Consider the following 22905-nt stretch of genomic DNA (forward strand, 5'->3'; position numbering starts at 1 on the left):
ATGGGGCGTGATAGACCTTTTCCCGATCTTTTTCGAACGGACCGGAGGAACTGTGCACCGCAGCCTGGCCGATGCCCCGATCATGATTCTCAACGGTCCCAATCTGAACCTGCTCGGGCAGCGGCAGCCGAAGATCTACGGCTCCGAGACGCTCGCCGACGTGGAGGTGCTGTGTGTCGAGGCGGCAGGCGCCCACGGAGGCACGGTGGACCTGCGGCAGTCCAATCACGAGGGCGAGCTGGTGGACTGGATCCACGAGGCGCGGCTGAACCACAGTGGCATCGTGATCAATCCCGGTGCCTACTCGCACACCTCCGTCGCCATCCTGGATGCCCTCAACGCCTGCGACGGACTGCCCGTGGTGGAGGTCCACATCTCCAACATCCACCGGCGCGAGTCCTTCCGGCACCACTCCTACGTCTCGCTGCGGGCCGACGGGGTCATCGCGGGCTGCGGGGTCCAGGGGTACGTGTTCGCGGTGGAGCGGATCGCGGCGCTGGCCGGCACCGGGCGGGCACCGGCGTGAGCCCCGCCCTGGAAAGGCGGGGCTCACGCCGGACCTGCGCCCGGGCCGTGGGGCCGTGCCGCCCGGCCGCCCCTCACCAGCCTCGTGCGTGCCACTGTGGCAGTTGCGGGCGCTCCGCGCCCAGCGTGGTGTCGTTGCCGTGCCCGGGGTGGACCCAGGTCTCGTCCAGGAGCACGTCGAAGATCTTCGTCTCGACGTCATGGAGCGGTCGGGCGAACGCCTCCGGGTCCTTCTGAGTGTTGCCCACACCGCCGGGGAACCCCGCGGTCCGGCAGATGACCGGCCGGGACCAGGAGGAGACCGCGGCCGTCCTCAGCACCCCCGGCATCCCGGAGCTGATCGCCGCGACCACCCAGGCCGCCCGCGCGTTCCTCGCCGGGCCGAGCGCCGGACCGCTGAACATTGCGGTCGGCTGCGTCGGCGGACGTCACCGAGGTCGTACGTCTGTCCGGACGGGCGGCAGGTCATGGGCGGTGGCGCTTCGGCGAGCGGGCGTGAGTCCGTCCTGATCTCGTCGAAGCCCGGCTTCAAGAGCGAGGGTGCCCGCAGCGACGGCTGGTGGGGTCAGGCGGGCAGCTTCTACGAGCCGATCACCTTGGACGTATACGTGACGAGCGCCGGCAGGTAGCAGCCGGAGCATAGGAGGGCCCGCCGACCCGACCGGCCGTGCAAGCCCTCTGCTGCGCGGGGCGGGGGCCCTGAGGTCAGACTCCGAGCAGTGAGCCGCGGGACCCAATCGGATGGTGGACCTGGACGTCGGGTCGGCAGAGGCGCGGTCGGCACCGGTCTTACGGAGCGCGCTCTGGCGCCAGTGGGTGGGGGGCAGCCGTTGCGCCGCGTCCCTGAGGGGGTGGGGTGCGGCCGTGCAAATCCAGTCGCCCTCGGTCACCAGCCCCGTGCGTGCCACTCCGCGAGGTTGGGCCGCTCCGCGCCGAGGGTGGTGTCGTTGCCGTGCCCGGGATAGACCCACGTTTCGTCGGGGAGGACGTCGAACACCTTGGTCTCCAGGTCGCTCATCAGGGAGTCGAACTCCTCCGGCTCTGTTGTCCGGCCAGGACCGCCGGGGAAGAGACAGTCCCCGGTGAACAGATGGGGATGCCCGTGCGGATCGTCGTAGACGAGGGCGATCGAGCCGGGCGTGTGGCCGACGAGGTGACGCGCGGTGAGTTCCACGTGTCCGACCCTGATCGTGTCGCCGTCGTCGACCAGGACGTCCGTCGGCACCGGGATGCCCTCGGCGTCGTCCCGGCCCGCGTGGGTGCGGGCGCCGGTGGCCGCCACCACCCGGTCGAGTGCCTGCCAGTGATCGCCGTGGCGGTGCGTGGTGACGACGGAGGCGATGCCGTCGTCACCGATCGTGCTCAGCAGGGTGTCCGCGTCGTTGGCCGCGTCGATCAGCAGCTGCTCGTCGGTGGCCCGGCAACGCAGCAGATAGGCGTTGTTGTCCATGGGGCCGACGGCGACCTTGGTGATCATCAGGTCCTTGAGTTCGTGCACGTCGGCCGGTCCGCCGACCGTCACACGCCCGCTGTACGTCATGGCGGCCAGCCTATAGCGGAGGGAGGGCGGGCAGGGTGCCGGACGTCACCGTCAGCCCCGAGCCGTCACGGCGCCCGGCGAGCCAGCCGAGCAGCTCGGCTGGTGGCCCCCCGGCCTCGACCGGGTCGCCGGCCGCCCCGCCTCCGGTGCTCCAGGTCCGGCCGCCGGTGGTGGTCAGGCGGGTCGTGGGCACGTCCTGGTGGCCGTCGAAGCGCGCCGCCAGGAAGCCGATCTCCCGCTCGGTGAACTCCGCCGGAAGGTCCTCCAGCTCGTAGCCGACATCGAGGTCCACGTGGTGCAGTTCCACCTCGACCCAGCGCCGGAAAGGCACCCGGGCCGCCCGGTCCGTGACACCGCCGCGCAGTTCCACGGTGCGCGACCAGTCCGCCGGTGCCGCACCCACCTGCTGGACGCGGGCCGCCGTCTCCCGCAGGTCCGCGAGCTGGACGTCGAGGGGACGCAGGGCGTCCCGCCCGATATCGGCCTCCCGCGCGGCGCCGGAGACGTACATGGGTCGCCCCTCCAGAACGTTCACCAAGGCGTCCGCGTTGCGTGCGAGGTGGGCCAGCACATGTCCACGGGTCCAGCCCGGAAGCCGTGACGCCTTCGTCACAGCGGCGTTGTCCAGTGTGCCGACCGCGAGGAGCAGCCGCTCGGTCGCGTCGTGTACGGACGCCAGGTCATGAGCGTGATCAATCATGGCGCCGACCCTAGTCCCGCCACACCTTCGGGTGAAGGCGGCGAAAGAAGAGCGTGAATCGAATACACGTGCTATAAGCTCGGATGCGGCGTCGGGCATGCTGGAGAGCCGGGGATTGTTGTGAACCCGTGAATCCGACCGGCGTTGTCAGTGGCTCGCCCCAGTGTGAGAAGGCACGGGGGTCCCGCCCCTGTCACTTCCCTCAAGAAAGGTGCGGACCGGCGTGGCCGACCGTCTCATCGTCCGTGGAGCGCGCGAGCACAACCTCAAGAACGTCTCGCTCGACCTCCCGCGTGACTCGCTCATCGTCTTCACGGGCCTGTCGGGGTCGGGCAAGTCCTCGCTGGCCTTCGACACGATCTTCGCCGAGGGACAGCGGCGCTATGTGGAGTCGCTCTCCTCGTACGCCCGGCAGTTCCTCGGCCAGATGGACAAGCCGGACGTCGACTTCATCGAGGGACTGTCCCCGGCCGTCTCCATCGACCAGAAGTCGACCTCGCGCAACCCGCGCTCCACGGTCGGCACCATCACCGAGGTCTACGACTACCTGCGGCTGCTCTTCGCGCGCATCGGCAAGCCGCACTGTCCCCAGTGCTCCCGGCCCATCTCGCGCCAGTCGCCGCAGGCCATCGTCGACCGGGTGCTGGAGCTGCCGGAGGGCAGCCGCTTCCAGGTGCTGTCGCCGCTGGTGCGGGAGCGCAAGGGCGAGTTCGCCGACCTCTTCGCCGAGCTCCAGACCAAGGGCTACTCCCGCGCGCGGGTGGACGGCGAGACCGTCCAGCTGTCCGACCCGCCCACGCTGAAGAAGCAGGAGAAGCACACCATCGAGGTGGTCGTGGACCGCCTCACGGTGAAGGACACCGCCAAGCGCCGCCTCACCGACTCCGTCGAGACCGCGCTCGGCCTGTCCGGCGGCATGGTCGTGCTCGACTTCGTCGACCTCCCGGAGGACGACCCCGAGCGCGAGCGCATGTTCTCCGAGCACCTGTACTGCCCCTACGACGACCTGTCCTTCGAGGAACTGGAGCCCCGCTCCTTCTCCTTCAACTCGCCCTTCGGAGCCTGCCCCGAGTGCGGCGGCATCGGCACGCGTATGGAGGTCGACCCGGAACTGATCGTCCCCGACCCGGACAAGAGTCTCGACGAGGGCGCCATCCACCCCTGGTCGCACGGACACACCAAGGACTACTTCGCCCGGCTGATCGGCGCCCTCGCCGACGCGCTCGGCTTCCGCACCGACATCCCCTTCGCCGGTCTGCCGCAGCGAGCCAAGAAGGCCCTGCTGAACGGCCACAAGACCCAGGTGGAGGTCCGCTACCGCAACCGGTACGGGCGCGAGCGCCGGTACACGACGGCCTTCGAGGGGGCCCTTCCCTTTATCAGGCGCCGGCACAGCGAGGCCGAGAGCGACGCCAGCCGCGAGCGCTTCGAGGGGTACATGCGAGAGGTCGCCTGCGCCTCCTGCGCGGGCACCCGTCTCAAGCCCATCGTCCTCGCCGTCACGGTGATGGGGAAGTCGATCGCCGACATCTCGGCCATGTCCATCAGCGAGTGCGCGGACTTCCTGGGCGAGCTCAAGCTCTCCGCCCGTGACAAGAAGATCGCCGAGCGGGTGCTGAAGGAGGTCAACGAGCGGCTGCGGTTCCTGGTCGACGTGGGCCTCGACTACCTCTCGCTGAACCGCGCGGCGGGCACCCTCTCCGGCGGTGAGGCCCAGCGCATCCGCCTGGCCACCCAGATCGGCTCCGGCCTCGTCGGTGTCCTCTACGTCCTCGACGAGCCGTCCATCGGCCTGCACCAGCGTGACAACCACCGGCTGATCGAGACGCTGGTCAGGCTCCGCGACATGGGCAACACGCTCATCGTCGTCGAGCACGACGAGGACACCATCAAGGTCGCCGACTGGATCGTCGACATCGGTCCGGGCGCCGGTGAGCACGGCGGGAGGGTCGTACACAGCGGAGACCTGAAGGAACTGCTCGAGAACACCGAGTCACAGACCGGGCAGTACCTGTCCGGCCGGAAGGCGATCCCGCTGCCGGACGTCCGCCGCCCGCTCGACCCGTCGCGTCGGCTCACGGTGCACGGAGCCCGCGAGAACAACCTGCGGGACATCGAGGTGTCCTTCCCCCTCGGCGTGTTCACGGCGGTCACCGGCGTCTCCGGCTCCGGCAAGTCCACGCTGGTCAACGACATCCTGTACACCCACCTGGCCCGCGAACTGAACGGCGCCCGCCACGTCCCCGGCCGGCACACGCGCGTGGACGGCGACGACCTCGTCGACAAGGTCGTGCACGTCGACCAGTCGCCCATCGGGCGCACCCCGCGGTCCAACCCGGCGACGTACACCGGTGTCTTCGACCATGTCCGCAAGCTGTTCGCCGAGACGGCGGAGGCGAAGGTCCGCGGCTACATGCCCGGCCGGTTCTCCTTCAACGTCAAGGGAGGCCGCTGCGAGAACTGCTCGGGCGACGGCACCATCAAGATCGAGATGAACTTCCTCCCGGACGTCTACGTCCCGTGCGAGGTCTGCCACGGCGCCCGCTACAACCGGGAGACCCTGGAGGTCCACTACAAGGGCAAGTCCATCGCCGACGTCCTGAGCATGCCGATCGAGGAGGCCATGCACTTCTTCGAGGCCGTCCCGGCGATCTCCCGTCACATGAAGACACTCCACGACGTCGGTCTCGGGTACGTGCGGCTCGGCCAGGCGGCCACGACCCTGTCCGGCGGCGAGGCCCAGCGGGTGAAGCTCGCGAGCGAGTTGCAGCGGCGCTCCACCGGCCGCACGGTCTACGTCCTGGACGAGCCGACCACCGGACTGCACTTCGAGGACATCAGCAAGCTGCTGACCGTCCTTTCCGGCCTGGTCGACAAGGGCAACACGGTCATCGTCATCGAGCACAACCTCGATGTGATCAAGACTGCGGACTGGGTCGTCGACATGGGCCCCGAGGGCGGCTCCGGCGGCGGTCTGGTCGTCGCGGAGGGCACGCCCGAGCAGGTGGCCGCCGTCCCGGCCAGCCACACCGGCAAGTTCCTGCGCGACGTCCTCGGAGCGGACCGGATCAGCGACGCCGCCCCGGTGACGGCCCCGCGCAAGGTGGCGGCGAAGAAGGCCACGGCCAAGAAGACGGTCGTCACCAAGACACCTGCCGGCAGGACGGCCGCCGCCAGGACCGCCGGGAAGGGGGCGGCCCGGACGGCGAAGACCTGACCTGTCTGCCCGGCCGGACGGACCCGGATCCGTCCGGTTGGGGCGAGCGGTACGGTGCGGAGGCCTGCGGCACGTACGATCCGCCCGGCCGATCCCCCCTCGTGCCTGGGACGTGGGCCTCAAGCCTCCAGTTCGTGGGCGTACGGAGGCTCCGCGCCCGCGCGTGAGCAGGTGATCGCCGCCGCGCGCGCCGCGAAACCGAGCAGCTCCCGCCAGCCGTCCGCGCCCAGCTTGGCCGCCCCCCGCTCACTGAGCGCGTCCCGGGCCGCCAGACCGTGCAGCAGCGCCGCGGTGACGGTGTCACCCGCGCCGATCGTGTCCACCACCGCGACCCGCTCACCCGGCACGGTGTACTCGCCGCCCTCCCGGGTGAACACGGTCAGCCCGTCACCGCCCCGGGTGACCACGACCGCCGCCGGACCGGCCGCCAGCCACCGGGCGGGGGTGCCGCCGAGCCACCGGGCGTCCTCCTCGGACAGTTTCAGCAGCGACACCGACGGCAGCCAGCTCATGAACCGGCTCCGGTAGGCGTCGGGGTCCGGGATCAGCCCCGGCCGGATGTTGGGATCCAGTGCCGTGAACACGCTCCGTGAGTGGGCGGTGCGCATCAGCTTTTCGTACGCGCTCGCTCCTGGCTCCAGCACGAGGGAGCAGGTGCCGAACGACACCGCGCGGGTGCCGGCCGGCAAGGCGTCCGGCACCGCGAAGAGCCGGTCCGCCGTCCCCTCCACGTAGAAGGAGTAGACCGCCGAGCCGTCCGCCGCGACCGTGGCGACGGCGAGCGTCGTGGGCTCGTCACCCCGCTGCACCGACGACACCGCCACTCCGGTCTCGCGCAGCCGGTCCAGCAGTGCCTCGCCGAAGGCGTCGCGGGACACCCGGGAGCAGAAGACGGCGGGGGAGCCGAGACGGCCCAGTGCCACCGCTGTGTTGTAGGGGCCGCCACCGAGCGCCGGCGTCAACGCCGCGAGCGCGCCCGCGCCCTGCGGTACCAGGTCGATCAGTGCCTCACCGGCTACGACGATCACGAGGGGTCCCTTTCTCGGGTTCCGTGGGGGGCTGCCGTGTCCGGGCAGCCGCAGGACGTGCGGTGCACGAAGGCGCAGGAGAGCCGCTCGGTCCGCGCGGGCCGGTCCGGCGCGGCCAGGCGGTCCAGGAGCACCTGGACGGCACGGGTGCCGATGTCCCTGCCGGGCTGGGCGACCGCGGTGAGCCGGGGGGAGAACAGGTCCGCCCAGGCGAAGTCGTCGAAGCAGCACAGTGCGATGTCCCCGGGCACGGAGAGACCGCGGGCGCGCAGGGCGCGCAGCGCGCCGATCGTCATGGCGTTGTTCCCGGTGACCAGCGCGGTCGGGGGAGCGCCGAGGGAGAGCAGGCCACCGGTGGCGCGTTCGGCGCCGGCCGACTCGGAGTCGCCGTGCACCAGGAGCCGTTCGTCGAACGGCAGCCCCGCGCCCGCCAGGCCGTGCCGGTAGCCGGTGATCCGCTCGGCGGTGGTGCTGAACCCGGGCCGCCCCGCGACCAGGGCGATCCGGCGGTGACCGAGCCCGGCGAGGTGCGTGACCAGCGCGGCCGTCGGCTCGGTGTTCTCGGCGCAGACCTGGTCGAAGCGCGGGCCGCCCTCCTCGGAGTCCCCGACCACCCGGTCCAGGAACACAGCCGGCACCTGATGGCGGCCGAGGTAGGCGAGCAGCTCGCGCGGCTGCGCGGACGGTGCGACGACCACGCCCTCCACCCGGCGCTCGTACAGCAGCTGCACCACCTTGCGCTCGTGCTCGGGGTCGTCGTGCGGATCGGCGATGAGCAGGCTGTAGCCGCACTCCAGGGCGGCCGCCTCGACGCCCTGGAGGATCTCGGTGAAGTACGGGTTGCTGATCGCCGACACCGCGAGCCCGATCGAACGGGTGCGGGAGGTCACCAGCGAGCGGGCCAGCGTGTTCGGGGTGTAGCCGAGTTCCTCGACGGCGTCCAGGACCGCCCGGCGGGTGTGCGGGAGCACCGGACGTGTGCCGTTCAGGACGTGCGAGACGGTCGCGACCGAGACCCCGGCGCACCGCGCCACGTCCGTCATGGTCGCCATCGCCCACTCCCTTCGCGCATCCGGCCGGCGCGGGTGCCTCGTCGAGGCTCCGTGACGGGGAAACTATCTCATCCGACGGTAGGCGTAAACGCTTGCGCAAACGTTTACGTCGCTCGGGCACGTCCGGTCCCGGCCAGCCCCGTCCCACCGTCCTCACCCGCCCCCCACCCGGCAAGCGGAAGGGGCACTCCCGGTGTGGTCGCCCCGTACCACCGCCCGACCAGCGAAGATCCCCTGCCCGGCCGATCCGCCGCGAGCCGTCGTACCGTCCTCAGAGGTATGGCCCTCACCCCTGTCGCCGGACTCGGCCTCACCGCCTGCGGGGGGGGCGAGGAGAGGCCCTCGCAGCCGGCAGGGCCCGTCGGACTCGGCACGGAGGGCGAGGTCGCCCCAGGGAGCAGCAAGCCGTTCCGGGACCACGACATCGTGGTCAGCCGGGACGGGAACGGCTCCTTCACGGCGTACAGCACCCTCTGCACGCACGCGAGCTGCCCCATCAGCCAACTGGAGGGGACGAAGCCGATCTGCCCCTGTCACGGCAGCGAGTTCGACGCCACCGCCGGCAAGGGGCTGCGCGAGCCGGCGGCACCGCTGACACCGCTCTCCGTCGAGGTCCGCAACGGCACGATCGTCGCGAGGCCGCAGACCTGAGCCGCTGGGCCGAGCCGCAAGGACCGGCCCAGCTCGGAGGCGAGGTTCAGTCCCAGTCCCAGCCGATCCCCACGTACCCCGTTCGCACGCGCGGTTCGACCAGGTGCACCGAGCGGTGTCGGGCGCTGACCGCCAGCTCCTGACGGCCGCCGCGCGGCGCCGCCGCGGAGTGCTGGGTGAACCGGTGGCAGCGCGCCGGGAGGACGCCGGTGTCGAAGCACACCTGGAGCGCGTACTGGCCGCCGGGGGAGTCCGTCCCGTGCACGTACTCGCGTGAGACACCGGCGGTGCCGTCCTCCACGGCGTACCGGAAAAGGAACGTGTCACCGGCCCGCAGCCGTGTGTCGAAGAGCAGCTCGGCCGCGAGCAGGCCGGTGTCCTGCTGCCGGCGGACGCGGCCGGTACGGCAGTTGTCCAGGGCGTGCACGGTCATCCGGGCCGGTGCGGCACCGGGGTCGCCGTGGTGGACGGCCACGAAGCGGTCGATGCCGTCCCGGTGGGCGCGCACGATGTGGTGGGACTCACGCTCCGCCAGCTCCCGGTGCTCCCCGATCCGGACCCGCTCATGGTGCCCCAGGGTCTGCAGCCCGCTGTCCCGGGTGGCGTCGAGCTCGGCCAGCAGCCTCGCCAGGACGCCGGAGGCCTCGACCAGCGAGCGGTAGGAACGGCCCGTGGGGCGGCCGTCCGGGGTCTGCTCGTCGGACTCGGCGAGCAGACGGATCAGCGACTCCTCCGGCAGCTCCAGGATCTCCTCCAGCGCCCGTACGGCCCGCAGCGACTCGGCGCGCTGCGGGCGGCGGGCGCCCTGTTGCCAGTAACTGAGGCTGGTGACCCCCACCTTCACGCCGTGGCGCGACAGATGGTGCTGCACCCGTTGCAGCGGCAGGCCGCGAGCGGCTATCGCGGCCCGCAGGGCGACATGGAAGGGGCCGCCGCGCAGGGCCGAGTCCAGCTCCGCGGTGGTGGTGTCCGTGTGCGGTGTGGCGTGCGGCATGCAGGGGCCTTTCTCTGAATGTCCACAACGGCTGGTCAGGCCGTTCGCTCGGCGCACCCCGGGGCCCTCCCTGTCGGCGCGGAGGGGTCCTCACATCCGTACACCGCCGTTCAGGGCCCCCGAGTTCCCCCGCATTGAAGCGTGTTGACCAATTCCCGACAACACCTGATGCCCTACACGTGGGCACCGCGCGGCGCTCGCCGCGCGGGTCGCCGCCGACCCGCGCCCGCTGCAGGCGCTCGTCACAACGCCGGCGTCCCGGTGAACGTCCCGGTCGAAGTCCTGCCGATGGCCGAGTGGCGGCAGGTCCTCAAGGCCAATCTGTTCGGTCACCTGGCCGTCATCCAGGCGCTCCTGCCCGCGCTGCTGTGCGACAAGGGCCGCGTGATCAACATCAGCTCGATCGGAGACAAGCACGCCATGGCCGCATACGGCGCGTACGCCGGTGCGGAGTTCGCCCCGGAGGCGGTCGGTGACTCGCTCCGCCGGAAGGCCGCGCCGCTGGTCGTCCAGGTGGTCGTGGCCGAGCCCGGCGGCGTCCGCACGGAGACGGCCGCCCGCGGGATCGCGACGGCGGACGACCTGGCCGCCCGGATGACGCCGGAGCAGGAAGAGCGCCACGGCAGCCTGGTCCGGGCGAACAACGAGTTGACGGCCTCGGGCACCGCGTCGGGCCTGACCGCCGGTGCCGCCGCCCGAGTCGTCGCGAAAGCCGTGACGGCCCGCCGCCCGCGCACCCGCTGCACCGCCGGCCGGGATGCCGCCCTGATCATGGGCCTGGGCCGGATGCTGTCCGACCGCACGCCGGACCGTGTCCTCGCCGCCGGCCTGCGCCGCCACCACCCGAAGGGAGCCGTCGGCCGACGAGGGCTCCGCGGACAGCTCCGTCCCAGTGGCGCGGCCACCAGTGAGGAAACAAGGAGGGCCGACGGGACCGGCAGCCCCACCCCAGCCTCACTTCGAAACGGACATCACCTCACGAACCGCCCCCTGGCGCCCTGACGGGGGACCGGCGGAGCATAAGTGGTGTGTTCCACAAGGTCACATTGCCGGCCGGATCGCCACAAGGCGCTGGAAGCACGTCACTTGTTCATCGACGGGCTCCGGGAAGGGTCCCCGTGACTTCCCTACGACCGTCCTGCCGCGTCCCGGCCGCCCTGCGGACGCCGACCCAGGCGCTTGGCGCGCACGATGTCGGGGTCGCGCGGGTCGAGGGACTCGAAGAGGGTGGCCGTCTCGTCCGTGTGCCGACGGGCGCGGGCGGCCGGCCGTCGTGTTTTCTCGATCCGTGTCTGTCGCATTGTCCGACCAGCCCTCCGACTCGTGACCGCGTCCGCATCCTGCTGGCATCCCGCCCGAGGGGCCGGACCCCCCACCTTCCCGCTTCCCACCGGTCGTAACCCTTCTCCGGAGCGGTGCCCGACCCGTGGCCGCACGGCCCCGCCGCCGTGTCGGTCCCCGCCAGTAGGGTGTGAGACATGGCCGACCCCTCCAGCTACCGCCCCAAACCGGGCGAGATCCCCGACTCGCCGGGGGTCTACCGTTTTCGCGACGAGCACCGCCGGGTGATCTACGTCGGAAAGGCGAAGAGCCTGCGCCAGCGCCTGGCGAGCTACTTCCAGGACCTCGCCGGGCTCCATCCCCGTACCCGCACCATGGTCACCACGGCGGCCTCCGTGGAGTGGACGGTGGTGTCCACGGAGGTCGAGGCGCTCCAGCTGGAGTATTCCTGGATCAAGGAGTACGACCCCCGGTTCAACGTCAAGTACCGCGACGACAAGAGCTACCCCTACCTCGCGGTGACGATGAGCGAGGAATTCCCGCGCGTGCAGGTGATGCGCGGTCACAAGAAGAAGGGCGTCCGGTACTTCGGCCCGTACGGGCACGCGTGGGCGATCCGCGACACCGTGGACCTGCTGCTGCGGGTGTTCCCGGTGCGTACCTGCTCGGCCGGTGTCTTCAAGAACGCCGCCCGTACCGGCCGCCCCTGCCTGCTCGGCTACATCGACAAGTGTTCCGCGCCCTGCGTGGACCGCGTCTCCGCCGAGGAACACCGTGAACTCGCCGAGGAGTTCTGCGACTTCATGGCCGGCCGCACCGGCACCTACGTGCGCCGCCTGGAGCAGCGGATGACCGAGGCGGCCGAGGAGATGGAGTACGAGCGGGCCGCCCGTCTGCGCGACGACATCGGGGCCCTGAAGAAGGCCATGGAGAAGAGCGCGGTGGTGCTCGCCGACGCCACCGACGCCGACCTGGTCGCGGTTGCCGAGGACGAGCTGGAGGCGGCCGTCCAGATCTTCCACGTGCGTGGCGGACGTGTACGCGGCCAGCGCGGCTGGGTCACCGACAAGGTGGAGGAGATCACCACCGGTGCCCTGGTGGAGCACGCCCTGCAGCAGCTGTACGGCGAGGAGACCGGCGACGCCGTCCCGAGGGAGGTCCTGGTCCCCGCGCTGCCCGACCCGGTGGAGCCCGTCCAGCAGTGGCTCACCGGGCGGCGGGGCTCGGGGGTCTCCCTGCGGGTCCCGCAGCGCGGGGACAAGCGGGCCCTGATGGAGACCGTGGAGCGCAACGCCCAGCAGGCCCTCGTCCTGCACAAGACCAAGCGCGCCTCCGACCTGACCACGCGCTCGCGCGCGCTGGAGGAGATCGCCGACGCCCTGGGCCTGGACAGCGCCCCGCTGCGGATCGAGTGCTACGACGTCTCGCACCTCCAGGGCGACGACGTCGTGGCCTCCATGGTCGTCTTCGAGGACGGGCTGGCCCGCAAGAGCGAGTACCGCCGCTTCCAGATCAAGAGCTTCGCCGGCCAGGACGACGTCCGGTCCATGCACGAGGTGATCACCCGCCGGTTCCGGCGCTATCTCGCCGACAGGGAGCGGACCGGCGAGTGGAGCGACGGCGCGGAGCCCGATGGCGGCCGGCCCGTGGACGGCACCGCCGGCACCGCCGCGAACGCCGGTGGTTCCGCCGTACCGGCCGCGAACACGCTCACGGAGGACGACGGCCGCCCCAAGCGCTTCGCGTACCCGCCCCAGCTGATCGTCGTCGACGGCGGCGCCCCCCAGGTCGCGGCGGCCCGCCGGGCCCTGGACGGGCTCGGCATCGACGACATCGCCGTGTGCGGCCTCGCCAAGCGGCTGGAGGAGGTGTGGCTGCCGGACGACGGCGACCCGGTGGTGCTGCCCCGCACCAGTGAGGGCCTCTACCTGCTCCAGCGCGTCCGGGACGAGGCCCACCGTTTCGCCATCAGTTATCAGCGCGTCAAGCGGGCCAAACGCTTCCGGTCCGGTCCGCTGGACGATGTGCCCGGCCTCGGAGAGAGCCGCAAGCAGGCGCTGATCAAGCACTTCGGCTCGGTGAAGAAGCTGCGCGCGGCGACCATCGAACAGATGTGCGACGTGCCCGGCGTGGGCCGCAAGACGGCCGAGGCGATCACCGCAGCCCTCGCCGGGGCGGTCCCTTCCGGTCCCGCCGTGAACACGGCGACGGGCGAGATCATGGATGACATGGTTGAGATGGATGGCATGGACGACGTGGAAGAACCCGGGGAGTCCGGGGGTTCTCCCGGGGAGCCCGTGTCCACGGGCGCCCCGGACGACCGACGGGGGCTGGAGACATGACCGAGTACGAGACACGCAAGGAAACGGGCCAGGACGCGGGTGCGGGCCGGGACACCGGCCGGGGCCGGACCAAGGACCCAGGCCCCGGGACACGGCAGGGCGACGGCGACGGAACAGGTGACGGAGCACAGGTGAGTACGGGCAAGGAAGCGGCCGGGGCCCCCGAGATGGCGATCCCCGAGCTCGTGATCATCTCCGGCATGTCCGGGGCCGGCCGCTCCACGGCCGCGAAGTGTCTGGAGGACCTGGGCTGGTTCGTCGTCGACAACCTCCCGCCCGCGCTGATCCCCACCATGGTGGAACTCGGCGCCCGCTCCCAGGGCAACGTGGCCCGGATCGCGGTCGTCGTCGACGTCCGCGGCCGGCGCTTCTTCGACAACCTCCGCGAATCCCTCGCCGACCTCGACAACCGGGGCGTCACCCGGCGGACCGTCTTCCTGGAGTCCTCCGAGGAAGCCCTGGTGCGCCGCTTCGAGTCGGTACGCCGACCGCACCCCCTCCAGGGCGACGGCCGCATCGTCGACGGCATCACCGCCGAGCGCGAACTGCTGCGCGAACTGCGCGGCGACGCCGACCTGGTGATCGACACCTCCAGCCTCAACGTGCACGAACTGCGCGCCAAGATGGACGCCCGGTTCGCCGGCGACGAGGAGCCCGAGCTGCGGGCAACCGTGATGTCCTTCGGCTTCAAGTACGGCCTCCCGGTCGACGCCGACCTGGTCGTGGACATGCGGTTCCTGCCCAACCCGCACTGGGTTCCGGAACTGCGTGCCTTCACCGGCCGCAACGAGGAGGTGGCGGCGTACGTCCTCAACCAGCCCGGCGCCAAGGAGTTCCTCGACCGGTACGCCGAGCTGCTGCGGCTGATCGCCGCGGGTTACCGCCACGAGGGCAAGCGCTATGTGACCATCGCCGTCGGCTGCACCGGGGGCAAACACCGCTCGGTCGCCATGTCGGAGAAGCTCGCCGACCGACTCGCCGCGGAGGGTGTGGAGACGGTGGTCGTTCACCGGGACATGGGACGGGAATGACCGCACGTACTCCGCGGCTGAACCGGCTGCGCCGGGTGATGCCCGAAGGGCGCGCTGCCGGACGGCAGGCCGGGGCCCGCGGCGCCAAGCCGCGGCGCCGCGGCGCCCAGCCCAAGGTGGTCGCCCTCGGCGGCGGCATGGGACTGTCCGCCTCGCTCGCCGCGCTGCGCCGGATCACCGGCGATCTCACCGCCGTCGTCACCGTGGCCGACGACGGCGGCTCCAGCGGGCGGCTGCGCGACGAACTGGGTGTGCTGCCGCCCGGCGACCTGCGCAAGGCGCTGGCCGCGCTGTGCGGCGACGACGACTGGGGCCAGACCTGGGCCCGGGTCATCCAGCACCGCTTCCAGTCCAAGGGCGAGCTGCACGAGCACGCGGTCGGCAATCTGCTGATCGTCGCCCTGTGGGAGCAGCTCGGCGACCACGTCCAGGCCCTGGACCTGGTGGGCCGGCTGCTCGGCGCGCACGGGCGGGTGCTGCCGATGTCGGCCGTACCACTGGAGCTCCAGGCGCTGGTGAAGGGCCATGCCCCCGAGCGCCCCGAGGCCGTGGACACCGTCCGCGGCCAGGTGGCCGTCGCCCTCACCCCCGGCGAGGTGCAGTCCGTGCACCTCGCGCCGAACGATCCGCCCGCCGTCCCCGAGGCGGTAGAGGCGGTCCTCGACGCCGACTGGGTGGTGCTCGGCCCCGGCTCCTGGTTCTCGTCGGTCATCCCGCACCTCCTGGTGCCGGAACTGCTGGACGCGCTCATCCGCACCAAGGCGCGCCGGGTGCTCTCCCTGAACCTCGCTCCGCAGCCCGGAGAAACCGAGGGCTTCTCCCCGCAGCGTCATGTGGAGGTTTTGGGACGACACGCCCCTAAACTCGCCCTGGACGTGGTGCTGGCCGACGAGGCCGCCGTGCCCGACCGCGACTTGCTGACCGATGCCGCCAAGCGGCTCGGCGCCGCGGTCGAGCTGGCGCCGGTGGCCCGGCCCGACGGAAGCCCCCGGCACGACCCGGAGCTGTTGGCCGCCGCGTACGACCGTATTTTTCGGATGCATGGAAGGATCGGCCCATGGCGATGACGGCAGCGGTGAAGGACGAGGTTTCCCGGCTCCCCGTCACCCGGACCTGCTGCAGAAAGGCGGAGGTCTCCGCCGTTCTGCGGTTCGCCGGCGGCCTCCACCTGGTGAGCGGGCGCATCGTGATCGAGGCGGAGCTGGACACGGCGATGGCCGCCCGCCGCCTCAAGCGGGACATCCTGGAGATCTTCGGTCACGGCTCCGAACTGATCGTGATGGCACCGGGCGGGCTGCGCCGCGGCTCGCGCTACGTCGTCCGGGTGGTCGCGGGCGGCGATCAGCTGGCCCGCCAGACCGGCCTGGTGGACGGCCGGGGCCGTCCGATCCGCGGGCTGCCCCCGCAGGTGGTCTCGGGGGCCACCTGCGACGCCGAGGCGGCCTGGCGCGGGGCCTTCCTGTCGCACGGCTCCCTCACCGAGCCGGGCCGCTCCTCCTCACTGGAGGTGACCTGCCCCGGTCCGGAGGCCGCGCTGGCCCTGGTCGGTGCCGCCCGACGCCTGTCCATCGCCGCCAAGGCCCGCGAGGTGCGCGGCGTGGACCGGGTCGTCGTCCGTGACGGCGACGCCATCGGTGCGCTGCTCACCCGGCTGGGCGCGCACGACTCGGTGCTGGCCTGGGAGGAGCGCCGGATGCGCCGCGAGGTGCGCGCCACGGCGAACCGGCTGGCCAACTTCGACGACGCCAACCTGCGCCGCTCGGCCCGCGCGGCCGTCGCCGCCGGCGCCCGGGTGCAGCGCGCCCTGGAGATCCTCGCCGACGACGTCCCCGAGCACCTCGCCGCGGCCGGGCGGCTGCGCATGGAGCACAAGCAGGCCTCGCTGGAGGAACTGGGCGCGCTCGCCGACCCGCCGCTGACCAAGGACGCCGTGGCCGGCCGGATCCGCCGGCTGCTCGCGATGGCCGACAAGCGCGCCACCGACCTCGGCATCCCCGGCACGGAGGCCAACATCGGCGAGGAACTCGCGGACAACCTCGTCGGCTAGTTCCGTCCTCCGCGGGTCACTCTTTTGTACAGCCTCCGAGCTTGATCACGGTCCTGAAGCGATCGTGCTTCGGCGGGTTCTGCACCGCGGACCGCTGCGCTGATCGGTGGCTGACCAGCTGTGATCAGTTGATCTTCCCGAATGGGTGACCTGCGGAGGATGGGGCTAGTCGGCCAAGGGCTGTCCGGCGGTTCAACTCGGCAGCGGGACAGGGGGTGTGTGGCCTCCGGCTCAGGCCGAGCCGCCCTTCGTGACGGAGCCGCGGCAGGTCCCCCGGCCTGGGCGGTCCGTACCCTACCGGCGGGTAAGGGGCGGCCTGCCGGGAACGGCCCGACTCGATGTCACGGGCATGGGGCCGGAGAGGTAGGGTCGGGGGTGGTCGGGGACATCCCAATACAGCTCGCCGGCGACTTGAGCCGGCGCACCAACGAGGAGATCGGTTCGTGACGATCCGCGTAGGCATCAACGGGTTTGGCCGCATCGGCCGGAACTACTTCCGCGCATTGCTCGAGCAGGGCGCAGACATCGAGATCGTGGCGGTCAATGACCTGGGTGACACCGCGACCACTGCCCACCTGCTGAAGTACGACACCATTCTGGGCCGCCTCAAGCAGGAGGTGACCCACACCTCCGACACGATCACCGTCGGCGACAAGACGGTCAAGGTGCTCTCGGAGCGCGACCCCGCGGACATCCCGTGGGGCGAGCTGGGCGTCGACATCGTGATCGAGTCGACCGGCATCTTCACGAAGAAGGCCGACGCCGAGAAGCACATCACCGGTGGCGCCAAGAAGGTCATCATCTCGGCTCCGGCCAAGGATGAGGACGTCACCATCGTGCTGGGCGTCAACCAGGACCAGTACGACCCGGCGAACCACCACGTCATCTCCAACGCCTCCTGCACCACCAACTGTGTGGCGCCGATGGCGAAGGTGCTCGACGAGAACTTCGGCATCGTCAAGGGCCTGATGACGACGGTGCACGCGTACACGAACGACCAGCGCATCCTGGACTTCCCGCACAAGGACCTGCGCCGCGCCCGTGCCGCCGCCGAGAACATCATCCCGACGACGACCGGTGCGGCGAAGGCCACCGCCCTGGTGCTCCCGCAGCTCGAGGGCAAGCTGGACGGCATCGCGATGCGCGTCCCGGTCCCGACGGGCTCGGTCACCGACCTGGTCGTCGAGCTCGGCCGCGAGGTCACCAAGGAGGAGGTCAACGCCGCCTTCCAGAAGGCCGCCGAGGGCGAGCTCAAGGGTCTCCTCGAGTACACGGAGGACCCGATCGTCTCCTCCGACATCGTCAACGCCCCGGCGTCCTGCACGTTCGACTCGTCCCTGACCATGGTCCAGGACGGCAAGAGCGTGAAGATCATCGGCTGGTACGACAATGAGTGGGGCTACTCCAACCGCCTCGTGGACCTCACGGTCTTCATCGGCAACCAGCTCTGATCGTGGGGCAGACCGCCTGACATGAGTGCAGGGCTCGGCCGGCGCGCCAACGCGCTGTCCGAGCCCTGACGCGCGTATCGGAGCGGTCGACCGCTTCCGATCACGAGCGATCACGAGCGAACACAAGCTCTTCTCCAGGAGTCCCTTCATGAAGACGATCGACGAACTCCTCTCCGAAGGGGTCGCGGGCAAGCGGGTCTTCGTCCGCGCCGACCTCAACGTGCCGCTGGACGGCACCACCATCACCGACGACGGCCGCATCCGCGCGGTGCTGCCCACCGTCAAGGCGCTCGCCGAGGCGGGCGGCCGTGTCGTCGTCGCCTCGCACCTGGGCCGCCCCAAGGGCGCCCCGGACCCCGCCTTCTCGCTCGCCCCGGCCGCCGCCCGCCTGGGTGAACTTCTCAGCGCCGAGGTGGCGTTCGCGACGGACACCGTCGGTGAGTCCGCCACCGCCACCGTCGCCGGCCTCGCCGACGGACAGGTCGCCGTCCTCGAGAACCTGCGCTTCAACGCCGGAGAGACCGCCAAGGACGACGCCGAGCGCGGCGCCTTCGCCGACCGCCTGGCCGGCCTGGCCGACCTCTACGTGGGCGACGGCTTCGGCGCGGTGCACCGGAAGCACGCGTCCGTGTACGACCTCCCGGACCGCCTGCCGCACGCCGCGGGCTACCTCATCGCCACCGAGGTCGGTGTCCTGAAGAAGCTCACGGACGACGTCCAGCGGCCCTACGTCGTCGCCCTCGGCGGCGCCAAGGTCTCCGACAAGCTCGCCGTCATCGACGAACTGCTCGGCAGGGCCGACCGCATCCTCATCGGCGGCGGCATGGCGTACACCTTCCTCAAGGCCAAGGGGTACGAGATCGGCACGTCGCTGGTCCAGGAGGACCAGCTGTCCGTCGTCACCGAGTACCTGGAGCGCGCCGAGAAGAACGGCGTCGAACTGCTGCTGCCGGTCGACACCCTGGTCGCCGAGGCGTTCCCGGACCTGAAGACCAAGGCGCCGGCCCACCCCGTCGCCGTCGCCGCGGACGCCATGCCGGCCGGCCGGATGGGTCTGGACATCGGCCCCGAGACCTGCACGCTCTACGCCTCGAAGCTCGCCGACGCGGCCACCGTCTTCTGGAACGGCCCCATGGGCGTCTTCGAGCACCCCGACTACGCCGAGGGCACCAAAGCGGTTGCCCAGGCCCTCCTCGACTCCCCGGGCTACACCGTGGTCGGCGGCGGCGACTCCGCCGCGGCCGTCCGCATCCTGGGCTTCGACGAAAAGGCATTCGGCCACATCTCGACCGGCGGCGGCGCCTCCCTCGAATACCTCGAGGGCAAGACGCTCCCCGGCCTCGCCGCACTGGAGGACTGACCCTCAATGACCGCTGCTGAAAAAGGCCGCACCCCGCTGATGGCGGGCAACTGGAAGATGAACCTCAACCACCTCGAGGCCATCGCCCACGTCCAGAAGCTCGCCTTCGCACTCGCCGACAAGGACTACGAGGACGTCGAGGCCGCCGTCCTGCCGCCCTTCACCGACCTGCGCTCCGTGCAGACCCTGGTCGACGGCGACAAGCTGAAGATCAGGTACGGCGCCCAGGACATCTCGGCGCATGACGGCGGGGCCTACACCGGCGAGATCTCCGGCCCGATGCTGGCCAAGTTGAAGTGCACGTACGTGACGGTCGGGCACTCCGAGCGCCGGCAGTACCACGGCGAGACCGACGAACTCGTGAACGCCAAGGTGAAGGCCGCGTACAAGCACGGCATCACGCCGATCCTGTGCGTCGGCGAGGAACTGTCCGTCCGCGAGGCCGGCAGCCACGTCGCCCACACCCTCGCCCAGGTCGAGGGCGGTCTGAAGGACCTGACCGCCGAGCAGGCCGAGTCCGTCGTGATCGCCTACGAGCCCGTGTGGGCCATCGGTACCGGCAAGGTCTGCGGCGCCGGGGACGCCCAGGAGGTCTGCGGTGCCATCCGCGGCAAGCTCGCCGAGCTGTACGCGCAGGACGTCGCCGACCGGGTCCGCATCCAGTACGGCGGCTCGGTCAAGTCGGGCAACGTCGCCGAGATCATGGCCCAGACCGACATCGACGGCGCCCTGGTCGGTGGTGCCTCACTGGACGCGGACGAGTTCGTCAAGATCATCCGCTTTCGCGACCGGTGAGTAGGCTCTAGCCGAGATCCGTCGTACCCTTGCGGGGTCCAGTCCTGTGCTGGACCCCGCGTCGTCCATCCGAATCCGAGGAAGTTGGTCCAGCCGTGGTTTTGGGGTTCTCGATCGCCCTGATCGTCTTCAGCCTGCTGCTGATGCTGCTGGTGCTGATGCACAAGGGAAAGGGCGGCGGCCTCTCCGACATGTTCGGTGGAGGCATGCAGTCCTCCGTCGGCGGCTCCTCGGTCGCCGAGCGCAACCTCGACCGGATCACCGTCGTGGTCGGTCTGCTCTGGGCCGTGTGCATCGTCGCGCTCGGCATCATGATGAAGACGAGCTGACCCGGGCGAAAGACCCTGGCGGACAATACGCCCGCATCGGGTACGCATTCCCCGCGTAAGGTCCCATGTCCGGTACGCGCGGCACAGCGCGGCCTATCATGGGGCTTGCGTCTGGACAGGGGAGCGGTAACTCCAATCACTGGACGCGCGTTGGGCCTTACGTAGACTGAGGCGCTCGCAGCGAAGCGGAACGCCGACTCGCTTCGCCGCACCATCACGCAGGGAGTTACAACCGTGGCAAGTGGCAACGCGATCCGGGGAAGCCGGGTCGGGGCGGGGCCGATGGGCGAGGCCGAGCGCGGTGAGTCAGCGCCGCGGCTGCGCATCTCCTTCTGGTGCTCCAACGGGCACGAGACCCAGCCGAGCTTCGCGAGCGACGCGCAGGTCCCCGACACGTGGGACTGCCCCCGCTGCGGCTTTCCGGCGGGCCAGGACCGGGAGAACCCCCCGGACCCGCCGCGCACCGAGCCCTACAAGACGCACCTCGCCTATGTGCGGGAGCGGCGCAGCGACGCGGACGGCGAGGCGATTCTCGCCGAGGCGCTCGCCAAACTGCGGGGCGAGATCTAGCGGTTCGGTTCGACACCAGTGCTGCGGTGTACCTGTGCCGTGCTCATGCCCGGCTGTTCACCGTCGGCTCCTTGCCGCGCCCCTGCTCCTTTTTCCCGCCCGTGGCCCCGCCCGACGTCCTGCCCCTCGCCGTACCGACACCCCGGGGCCGGACAGCCGTATCTGTTGTTGCGTCCCACGACGGCGTCACGACAGGTGACGTCCACCTCTGATCAATTAGGTTGGAAACCGGCAGCGGGGCGGATACGCAGCACAGGCAGCAAGGAAGAAGGCTGAAGTCCGAGATGAACGCAGACGGCCGTACCAGGCTCGACCAGACTCCCGAGTGGACCGCACTGACCAAGCACCGCGAGGAGCTCGGGGACCTGCGGTTGCGCGAGGTGTTCGCCGCCCACCCGGACCGGGGCACCGCGTACACCCTCCGGGTCGGTGACCTGTACATCGACTACTCCAAGCACCTCGTCACCGACGACACCCTGCGGTTGCTGCGCGAACTGGCCGCAGCCACCGATGTGTTCGGGTTGCGCGACGCCATGTTCCGCGGCGAGCGGATCAATACCACCGAGGACCGGGCCGTCCTGCACACCGCCCTCAGGGCGCCGCGCGACGCGGTGGTCGAGGTCGACGGTGAGAACGTCGTCCCCGGCGTGCACGCCGTTCTCGACAAGATGGCCGGCTTCGCCGGCCGGGTGCGTTCCGGCGAGTGGACCGGCCACACCGGCAAGCGCATCCGCACCGTGGTCAACATCGGCATCGGGGGCTCCGACCTGGGCCCCGCGATGGCGTACGAGGCGCTGCGCGCCTTCACCGACCGCGACCTCACGGTCCGCTTCGTGTCCAACGTGGACGGCTCCGACCTGCACGAGGCCACCCGCGACCTGGACCCGGCCGAGACGCTGTTCGTCATCGCGTCCAAGACCTTCACCACCATCGAGACGGTCACCAACGCCACCTCCGCGCGGACCTGGCTGCTCAACGCGCTCGGTGACGAGAGCGCCGTCGCCAGGCACTTCGTCGCCCTGTCGACGAACGCGGAGAAGGTCGCCGACTTCGGCATCGACACGGCGAACATGTTCGAGTTCTGGGACTGGGTCGGCGGACGCTACTCGTACGACTCGGCGATCGGCCTGTCGCTGATGATCGCCATCGGACCGGACCGCTTCCGGGAGATGCTCGACGGGTTCCACCTCGTCGACGACCACTTCCGCACCGCCCCCGCCGAGTCCAACGTGCCGCTGCTGCTGGGGCTGCTGGGCGTCTGGTACGGCAACTTCCTGGGCGCCCAGTCGCACGCGGTGCTGCCGTACTCGCACTACCTGTCGAAGTTCACCGCCTACCTCCAGCAACTCGACATGGAGTCCAACGGCAAGTACGTCGGCCGGGACGGGCGCGAGGTCCGGTGGCAGACCGGCCCCGTCGTCTGGGGCACGCCGGGCACCAACGGGCAGCACGCCTACTACCAGCTGATCCACCAGGGAACGAAACTGATCCCGGCGGACTTCATCGGCTTCGCCGAGCCGGTCGCCGAGCTGAGCGACGAACTGAAGGCGCAGCACGACCTGTTGATGGCCAACTTCTTCGCCCAGACACAGGCCCTGGCCTTCGGCAAGACGCCGGACGAGGTGCGCGGCGAGGGCGTGCCCGAGGAACTGGTACCGCACAAGACGTTCAAGGGCGACCACCCCACGACCACGATCCTCGCGCGCGAGCTGACGCCGTCCGTCCTCGGCCAGCTCGTCGCCCTCTACGAGCACAAGGTGTTCGTGCAGGGCGCGGTCTGGAACATCGACTCCTTCGACCAGTGGGGCGTGGAGCTCGGCAAGGTGCTGGCCAAGCGCGTCGAGCCCGCGCTCGCCGAGGGCGCTGACGTGCCCGGCCTGGACGCCTCCAGCCGGGCCCTGGTCGCCACCTACCGGGAACTGCGCGGCCGGAGCTGAGAGCGGAGCGGGAAGCGGACGGCGCACTGTCGTCCGCTTCCCGTAGAATCCCCCG

Annotated in this window: 22 protein-coding genes and 1 pseudogene; 16 read left to right on the forward strand and 7 right to left on the reverse strand. The window is 70.8% G+C overall.

The window, feature by feature from the left end:
• Positions 1-52 precede the first annotated feature (52 nt).
• A complete protein-coding gene (aroQ, locus tag HUV60_RS26050; RefSeq protein ID WP_257849637.1) occupies positions 53-526 on the forward strand; it encodes a type II 3-dehydroquinate dehydratase in 474 nt (157 codons plus the stop codon).
• 73 nt (positions 527-599) lie between these two features.
• Here aroQ and HUV60_RS26055 read toward each other — a convergent pair.
• Positions 600-785 (reverse strand): annotated as a pseudogene (locus HUV60_RS26055) (MBL fold metallo-hydrolase); the annotation flags it as partial.
• A gap of 16 nt (positions 786-801) precedes the next feature.
• Here HUV60_RS26055 and HUV60_RS34065 point away from each other — a divergent pair.
• Together HUV60_RS34065 and HUV60_RS26060 are read left to right on the forward strand one after the other, a co-directional pair.
• The gene (locus tag HUV60_RS34065) at positions 802-1035 is read left to right on the forward strand and encodes a hypothetical protein (protein WP_443047419.1); all 234 of its coding nucleotides are present in this window, start codon (positions 802-804) and stop codon (positions 1033-1035) included.
• Positions 993-1154, forward strand: a complete 162-nt coding sequence (locus HUV60_RS26060) for a hypothetical protein (protein ID WP_257849638.1) — start codon at positions 993-995, stop codon at positions 1152-1154. Before HUV60_RS34065 ends, HUV60_RS26060 begins: the two co-directional genes overlap by 43 nt.
• Positions 1155-1411: 257 nt before the next feature.
• Here the strand turns inward: HUV60_RS26060 and HUV60_RS26065 are convergent, their stop codons facing one another.
• Positions 1412-2065 carry an MBL fold metallo-hydrolase gene (locus tag HUV60_RS26065; protein ID WP_257849639.1) on the reverse strand — a complete coding sequence of 218 codons (654 nt, stop codon included), beginning with the start codon at positions 2063-2065 and terminating at the stop codon, positions 1412-1414.
• A gap of 10 nt (positions 2066-2075) precedes the next feature.
• Positions 2076-2765: a maleylpyruvate isomerase family mycothiol-dependent enzyme gene (locus HUV60_RS26070; RefSeq protein WP_257849640.1), complete on the reverse strand. Its 690-nt coding sequence runs from the start codon at positions 2763-2765 to the stop codon at positions 2076-2078.
• A 223-nt stretch (positions 2766-2988) separates the two neighbouring features.
• Here HUV60_RS26070 and uvrA point away from each other — a divergent pair, with 223 nt between their 5' ends.
• Positions 2989-5982: an excinuclease ABC subunit UvrA gene (gene uvrA, locus HUV60_RS26075; protein ID WP_257849641.1), complete on the forward strand. Its 2994-nt coding sequence runs from the start codon at positions 2989-2991 to the stop codon at positions 5980-5982.
• Positions 5983-6101: 119 nt separating this feature from the next.
• On the opposite strand, the gene HUV60_RS26080 is transcribed toward uvrA, so the two are convergent.
• Both HUV60_RS26080 and HUV60_RS26085 read right to left on the reverse strand, forming a co-directional pair.
• Positions 6102-7010, reverse strand: a complete 909-nt coding sequence (locus HUV60_RS26080; RefSeq protein WP_257849642.1) for a carbohydrate kinase family protein — start codon at positions 7008-7010, stop codon at positions 6102-6104.
• Positions 7007-8062 (reverse strand): LacI family DNA-binding transcriptional regulator, encoded by a 1056-nt coding sequence (locus HUV60_RS26085; RefSeq protein WP_257849644.1) that lies wholly within the window; start codon positions 8060-8062, stop codon positions 7007-7009. The genes HUV60_RS26080 and HUV60_RS26085 overlap by 4 nt, the downstream gene beginning before the upstream one ends.
• A gap of 234 nt (positions 8063-8296) precedes the next feature.
• Here HUV60_RS26085 and HUV60_RS26090 point away from each other — a divergent pair, with 234 nt between their 5' ends.
• Entirely contained in the window at positions 8297-8713 is a 417-nt protein-coding gene (locus HUV60_RS26090) for a Rieske (2Fe-2S) protein (RefSeq protein ID WP_257850262.1), read from the forward strand.
• 46 nt (positions 8714-8759) lie between these two features.
• On the opposite strand, the gene HUV60_RS26095 is transcribed toward HUV60_RS26090, so the two are convergent.
• The gene (locus tag HUV60_RS26095) at positions 8760-9707 is read right to left on the reverse strand and encodes a hypothetical protein (RefSeq protein WP_257849645.1); all 948 of its coding nucleotides are present in this window, start codon (positions 9705-9707) and stop codon (positions 8760-8762) included.
• A 168-nt stretch (positions 9708-9875) separates the two neighbouring features.
• On the opposite strand from HUV60_RS26095, the gene HUV60_RS26100 reads away from it, so the two are divergent.
• Positions 9876-10709, forward strand: a complete 834-nt coding sequence (locus HUV60_RS26100) for an SDR family NAD(P)-dependent oxidoreductase (protein WP_257849646.1) — start codon at positions 9876-9878, stop codon at positions 10707-10709.
• 125 nt (positions 10710-10834) lie between these two features.
• Here HUV60_RS26100 and HUV60_RS26105 read toward each other — a convergent pair whose 3' ends face one another.
• Complete coding sequence (locus HUV60_RS26105; RefSeq protein WP_257849647.1) at positions 10835-11008, reverse strand: hypothetical protein; 174 nt, start codon at positions 11006-11008, stop codon at positions 10835-10837.
• Between the two features lie 177 nt (positions 11009-11185).
• On the opposite strand from HUV60_RS26105, the gene uvrC reads away from it, so the two are divergent.
• The 10 genes from uvrC (at position 11186) to pgi (ending at position 22850) form a co-directional block, all read left to right on the forward strand.
• Complete coding sequence (uvrC, locus tag HUV60_RS26110) at positions 11186-13330, forward strand: excinuclease ABC subunit UvrC (protein ID WP_257849648.1); 2145 nt, start codon at positions 11186-11188, stop codon at positions 13328-13330.
• Positions 13327-14361 carry an RNase adapter RapZ gene (gene rapZ / locus HUV60_RS26115; RefSeq protein ID WP_257849649.1) on the forward strand — a complete coding sequence of 345 codons (1035 nt, stop codon included), beginning with the start codon at positions 13327-13329 and terminating at the stop codon, positions 14359-14361. The genes uvrC and rapZ overlap by 4 nt, the downstream gene beginning before the upstream one ends.
• Positions 14358-15428: a gluconeogenesis factor YvcK family protein gene (locus HUV60_RS26120; protein ID WP_257849650.1), complete on the forward strand. Its 1071-nt coding sequence runs from the start codon at positions 14358-14360 to the stop codon at positions 15426-15428. The genes rapZ and HUV60_RS26120 overlap by 4 nt, the downstream gene beginning before the upstream one ends.
• Complete coding sequence (gene whiA / locus HUV60_RS26125; RefSeq protein WP_257849651.1) at positions 15419-16408, forward strand: DNA-binding protein WhiA; 990 nt, start codon at positions 15419-15421, stop codon at positions 16406-16408. Before HUV60_RS26120 ends, whiA begins: the two co-directional genes overlap by 10 nt.
• 443 nt (positions 16409-16851) lie before the next feature.
• A complete protein-coding gene (gene gap / locus HUV60_RS26130; RefSeq protein ID WP_042166212.1) occupies positions 16852-17859 on the forward strand; it encodes a type I glyceraldehyde-3-phosphate dehydrogenase in 1008 nt (335 codons plus the stop codon).
• 148 nt (positions 17860-18007) lie between these two features.
• Complete coding sequence (locus tag HUV60_RS26135; protein ID WP_257849652.1) at positions 18008-19219, forward strand: phosphoglycerate kinase; 1212 nt, start codon at positions 18008-18010, stop codon at positions 19217-19219.
• 6 nt (positions 19220-19225) lie between these two features.
• The gene (gene tpiA / locus HUV60_RS26140) at positions 19226-20014 is read left to right on the forward strand and encodes a triose-phosphate isomerase (RefSeq protein ID WP_257849653.1); all 789 of its coding nucleotides are present in this window, start codon (positions 19226-19228) and stop codon (positions 20012-20014) included.
• A 95-nt stretch (positions 20015-20109) separates the two neighbouring features.
• On the forward strand, positions 20110-20343 hold the full coding sequence (secG, locus tag HUV60_RS26145; protein ID WP_257849654.1) for a preprotein translocase subunit SecG: 234 nt from the start codon (positions 20110-20112) through the stop codon (positions 20341-20343).
• 234 nt (positions 20344-20577) lie between these two features.
• Positions 20578-20913, forward strand: a complete 336-nt coding sequence (locus HUV60_RS26150) for an RNA polymerase-binding protein RbpA (RefSeq protein WP_078649359.1) — start codon at positions 20578-20580, stop codon at positions 20911-20913.
• A 284-nt stretch (positions 20914-21197) separates the two neighbouring features.
• Positions 21198-22850, forward strand: coding sequence for a glucose-6-phosphate isomerase (gene pgi / locus HUV60_RS26155; protein ID WP_257849655.1), 1653 nt, complete (start codon positions 21198-21200; stop codon positions 22848-22850).
• The last annotated feature ends 55 nt before the right edge of the window (positions 22851-22905 follow it).

Source organism: Streptomyces sp. KMM 9044, assembly GCF_024701375.2.
In the GTDB taxonomy this organism is placed as follows: Bacteria; Actinomycetota; Actinomycetes; order Streptomycetales; family Streptomycetaceae; genus Streptomyces.